Consider the following 5,323-nt stretch of genomic DNA (forward strand, 5'->3'; position numbering starts at 1 on the left):
GTTTGGGCTAGGTTCTTCCAGGACATAGGCTATTGCTCGAACTTGAATAAAGGCTTATTTTACCCATTTTGGGGCTTGAGGTCGTGCAAAGGTCTCATTGTATACAATTGATATTGGATTATTAGGAGTTTCAAATACCAAACAATTAATGCCAGTTTCGTTAACTTTTAATGACCCGTTAGACAGTAAACGCATTAGGGCTTTGACTATCCACCAATTGGAAATGGCAGCAGGCCTTGGACATACCCTTTTGCCTAGAAAAATAATCATTAAAAATATTCGAGAATTAACAATTCAACCTAAGTGTGAATTAAATAGTGATTACTACGAAACGGCAGAAAAAATATTTAAGGGCGAAATTACTATTGAAGCAACAAAAAACGGAGAGGTTGCTTACCAGTTAGTTCGCTTACATAAATGTACAGAAATTATCAGGATCAAAATTAAAGATAGAATAAAAGCAAAACGCCTTGACTTAAATGAGAGTTGGAGTGATAGGCTCGATGAAAAAATTAAAGCTGAGCAAATTAGACGTTTTGGTGAAGTACAAAAAATAGATGACGATGAAATACGAGCCAGACAAGAAAAAGCAGCTTGCCTTCAGGAATTAGCCAATTCCCGATTATCAGTATTAGTAGGGCCTGCCGGTACAGGTAAAACAATCCTACTTTCTGTATTAGCCCAACATCCATCAATTGAATCAAAAGGTGTTTTATTGCTTGCCCCTACTGGAAAGGCACGGGTGCGGATGGAAGAAGCAATAAAAGGTACAAACATTAAAACGGCTACACTTGCTCAATTTCTGATAAGCCCTTTTAAAAGGTATTTACCCGTTTTACAGCAATATGTTTTATCCGATAAGTTTTCTGAAACGGGTTATGAGACTGTAATTATTGACGAGTGCAGTATGCTTACCGAAGAAATGTTGGCAACCACATTAGATTGTTTCAGAGGAGTTAAGCGTTTTATTTTAGTTGGTGACCATCGCCAATTGCCACCAATTGGTGCAGGCAGACCATTCTTTGATATTATAAATTTTTTAAAACCAGTTAACGAAGAAGGCATGTTCCCGAAAGTGTCCACAGGATATGCAGAATTGACTATCAGAAGAAGGCAAGGTGGCACCAATCGTGAAGACATGCAATTAGCCGAATGGTTTAGTGGTAATGTGCCTGAGCCTGCTGCTGATGATATTTTTCAAAAAATACTTATCAACAAAAAATCAAATTTTTTACGATTGGAAAAATGGGTGAATGAAAGTGATTTTGAAAAGGTATTTACCAAAGTATTGGAAGAAGAACTCGGCATAACAGATGAAACTAGTTTCAATAAACAATTAGGTTCACCTGATGGTGATTTTTTTAACAGCACCAGTAGAGCGAATTATTTTAAAGTAAGCCCCGCTGTTGAATTTGTCGAAAAATGGCAGGTGCTTTCACCAGTAAGAGAAAGGGTTTTTGGCGTACAGGCCATTAACAGAGCACTTCACCAAAAATACCGTAGCGAAAATATTCATACCGCCGTATTTGGGAAGAAAGTAGAAAACTGGAATGGTGATGAAATAAAAATTAAAAATATTCCTAAACCTTTAGGATTGGAACAAATTGTGTACGGAGATAAAGTCATTAACCTTGGTAACCATAGTCGTGATGATATGTATCCCAACAATGGTTTGGGTTACCTTGCGAATGGTGAAATTGGTGTTGTGGTAGGGCAATACAAAAGCAAAGCAGATTATAAAAAATACAAAGGCCAGCCACAAAATGTAGAAATAGAATTTAGTAGTCAAAAGGGCTACACCTATACATTTAAAACCTGGGAGTTTTCTGAAGAAAGCCAGCCACCATTGGAATTGGCTTATGCCTTAACCGTACACAAGGCGCAGGGAAGCGAATTTAAAAAAGTGTTTTTTGTATTACCCAATCCCTGCTTTTTATTGAAAAGGGAAATGCTGTATACGGCCCTTACCCGGCAAACCGATAAAGTGATTGTATTGTATCAAGGCAATCTGTTCGATATTAAATCACTTTCATCACCTATACATTCCGATACCTTGAGCCGTATTACCAACCTGTTTGAAAAACCCGACATGGTGGAAGTGGACGGAAAGTATTTGGAGAAAAACCTGATACATCAGGCAAGTGATGAAAGAATGTTACGGTCTAAAAGTGAACTACTCATTTACCAGCGTATGTTGGATAAAGGTTTAGTGCCTATGTACGAAAAACCATTGGTGATAAAAGAAGTAGAAAAACTTCCGGACTTTACCATCGAGAATGACGATACCGGCATTAATTACTATTGGGAACATTGCGGAATGTTGCACGACAAGGGCTATGCTGAACGCTGGGAAGCAAAATACCAATGGTATGTAGCAAATGATATCTTACCTTTTGAGCAAGGAGGTGGAGAAAACGGTACGTTGATAGTAACCAAGGATGAGCCAAAAACCATGGAAGATGGAACTTTAAGGGGGGCAATATCCATTCCCGAAATTGACAAGATTTTAAACGATGTTTTTGGAAGATAATCCCGAAATTCAAAATCATTAATGCTTAATCATTGACGTTATTAAAATGAGTTTTTCATTTCCCTTGAAAACTGCAAATGTTGTTGTGGGAGTCGAAAGCATTAATCCACTGAGTATTTTTGAACGTCTTCTTTTGGAGGTTTATTCGTGCTAGGGTCAAGAGTCGCCTGTGGGTCGGACTGTCACATTCACTTTGAAAAAAAATTGAAATTTTCGACAATTTTAAGCGGCTGCTTTTGTATTCCAATTGGGCATACAACTTAGTATTATACTTTATTACCTGAAGATTATGGTCAAAATTAGACGAGTTCAAATTTAGTATGATACTTTATTATTTATGACCAAATTTTCATAACGGTAAAATGCTGCTTTCAAGCCATTTCAGTATGAATCTTTATTACTCTCCGACATTGTTGTGTCATTTTAAAATAATTGGTGATACTTAAAATAAATAGTGATACTTTTAAAAAGACTTTGATACTATAGATTCGGCCTTGTGAAGTTTGAATTATTTCTGAATTAAAGCCATGCGTATCAATACATTCAATTAGCTTGACTTAAAACTTTAAAAGGCCGGAGCAATAAGCACGGTTAGCGTTATATTTAACCAACTTAACGAGCAATTGGACTTATTCTTATGTCCCTTTCGACTGATAAATGCAAAGAAGTAAAAGAAATTGCATTGAAAGTTGCGGAGAAACGCTTCAAACAAGGACGTGGTTCTGGTTCAGGCGTGATACAGGCCTTTTTTGACAGTTAGGGATGTTTCATCCAAAGGTCGTTCGCACCGGCTTCCTAGTATCACGGTCGGTAGGGTACATCACCTTTTATCTGATCTTGAACTTCACGTTTTTACCTCTTAGACTGGAATCCTGATGTAATCGATATTCGTGAACAGTTTCCAACAGCTCTTAGTTCTTCCCTATCTATTGCCGAGCAAATGGATATTGCCAATCCAAGTGTTAAAGGTATCGACCAAGTCGTTACTACCGATTTTATCGTGGATTTGCAAATGCAAGGGCGGACTATACGGAAGGCAATTTCGGTAAAGTATACTGATGAGTTGGATAGTCCCCGTACGATTGAAAAATTAGAACTCGAGCGTCGCTTCTGGGAAGAGAAACACATCCCCTTCTGTATTGTCACTGAACTGGAGATTCCAAAACTTTTTGCTAAAAATGTCCAATGGTTTCAGCCCTATCTTACTGCCCATAGTTTTAAGCCCAACGAAACCCTAAATAACGTGCCTTGGCGTATTGATCTTTGACGACACCATCCAGGAAAAGCCGTACACCGACGAGAACGAATTGGTGTGTTGGCACTTTGACCACACCAAAGGCCGGTCGGTCAAGGGCATCAACCTCCTCAACTGCCTTTACCATGCCGACAGCGTCTCGATGCCGGTGGCTTTCGAACTGGTGCGCAAGCCCTATCTTTACAGCGACTTGGCAACCAAGAAGGTGAAGCGCAAAAGCGTGTAATGATTTAATTAAACCGGACACATCTAGAGACAGATTTATAATGTCATAAGAGGTGGACATGAATAATCAAATAAAGCGACCCAACCCTAAATTCACATTAGAATTTAAACAAGATGCGGTCAAGTTAGTTACTGAAAAAGGCTATACCCATCAACAAGCGGCAGATAGCCTGGGTATTTCGTTGAGTGCGATAGGCCGTTGGTCGAGGGCAGAACGAGGGCCTACAAATCCCTCTAGCACCAAGACGGCCACCTTGAACTTAGCGGATCAAGCTGAATTGCTGCGGCTACGCAAAGAGATCGAACAGCTGCGCATGGAGCGTGAAATCATAAAAAAGGCCGCTGTCTTCTTTGCCAAAGAAATCGGATAAAGTACGGTTTTATTCGTGAGCAACAGAAGACTTATCCAGTTACCGTATTATGCCGCGTGATGGAAGTGAGTAGCAGTGCCTTTTATACTTGGCTTAAAACGCCAGGGGATAGCGAGAAAGCACAGCGAAAAGCCGCGCTTGAGGCCAAAGCCAGCCAGCTTTTCGAAGACCATAGGCAAACCTACGGCTATCGGCGGCTATCCGATGCGCTGGGCAAAGCGGGCATAAAATCGGGGCATTACCAAGTGCGCCATTTAATGGCCCGGTTGGGCTTGAAAGCCCGCTATCCCAAACGTTTTAAAGTGACCACTGACAGCAACCATAACAAGGCGATATCGCCCAACAGTTTGGATCGACAATTTGAGGCGAAAGCCCCTAACCAAGTCTGGACAACCGATATCACCTACATCTGGACGCTTGACGGTTGGCTGTATTTAGCCGTTGTTATTGATTTGTTTTCCCGACAAGTGGTGGGCTGGGATATCGCTGACCACATGCGGACTTCGTTGTGTGTCAGTGCATTACAAATGGCTTTTTGGCGCAGAAAACCAAAGCCTGGTTTGCTCCACCACTCGGATCGGGGTAGTCAATACGCCAGTCATGACTACCGTAAGCATTTGTCGATTATGAAAATGGAGCAGAGCATGAGTCGCAAAGGCAATTGTTGGGACAATAGCCCGACAGAACGGTTTTTTAGAAGCCTTAAACACGAACAATTGAATTATGAAAAATTTAGGACTAAAACATCAGCCAAGCTCAGTGTTATTGATGTGTCGCTTTTTACAACGGCAAACGATCTCATTAAAACACGGTTATCAATCCCCGTTGCAATATGAACGGGATTTTGAGAGTGTTTACGTAAAGATACATATATATTTCCGTTGGTACTCTAGGAAGGTAGTTGAATTAGTCAGGGCTACCCACAGCTTGATGGAAGCATTG

4 protein-coding genes and 1 pseudogene are annotated in these 5,323 nt (G+C 40.4%); all 5 read left to right on the forward strand.

Annotated elements, in window-relative coordinates; all coding sequences use genetic code 11:
• The first annotated feature begins 97 nt into the window (after positions 1-97).
• Positions 98-2,530: an ATP-dependent RecD-like DNA helicase gene (locus ABL924_RS17705; RefSeq protein WP_349028421.1), complete on the forward strand. Its 2,433-nt coding sequence runs from the start codon at positions 98-100 to the stop codon at positions 2,528-2,530.
• An 880-nt stretch (positions 2,531-3,410) separates the two neighbouring features.
• On the forward strand, positions 3,411-3,797 hold the full coding sequence (locus ABL924_RS17710; RefSeq protein ID WP_349028423.1) for a TnsA endonuclease N-terminal domain-containing protein: 387 nt from the start codon (positions 3,411-3,413) through the stop codon (positions 3,795-3,797).
• Positions 3,781-4,005, forward strand: a pseudogene (locus ABL924_RS17715) (IS701 family transposase); the annotation flags it as partial. The gene ABL924_RS17710 and the pseudogene ABL924_RS17715, both read left to right, overlap by 17 nt.
• Before the next feature lie 64 nt (positions 4,006-4,069).
• Entirely contained in the window at positions 4,070-4,381 is a 312-nt protein-coding gene (locus tag ABL924_RS17720) for a transposase (protein WP_349028422.1), read from the forward strand.
• An 11-nt stretch (positions 4,382-4,392) separates the two neighbouring features.
• The gene (locus ABL924_RS17725; RefSeq protein WP_349028424.1) at positions 4,393-5,217 is read left to right on the forward strand and encodes an IS3 family transposase; all 825 of its coding nucleotides are present in this window, start codon (positions 4,393-4,395) and stop codon (positions 5,215-5,217) included.
• Positions 5,218-5,323: the final 106 nt, after the last annotated feature.

The sequence above is a fragment of the Methyloglobulus sp. genome (genome assembly GCF_040079455.1).
GTDB lineage: Bacteria > Pseudomonadota > Gammaproteobacteria > Methylococcales > Methylomonadaceae > Methyloglobulus.

Excerpts from the sequence above, each read along its gene's own strand:
- ABL924_RS17720 (WP_349028422.1), top strand. The coding sequence starts at position 4,070 with ATGAATAATCAAATAAAGCGACCCAACCCTAAATTCACATTAGAATTT.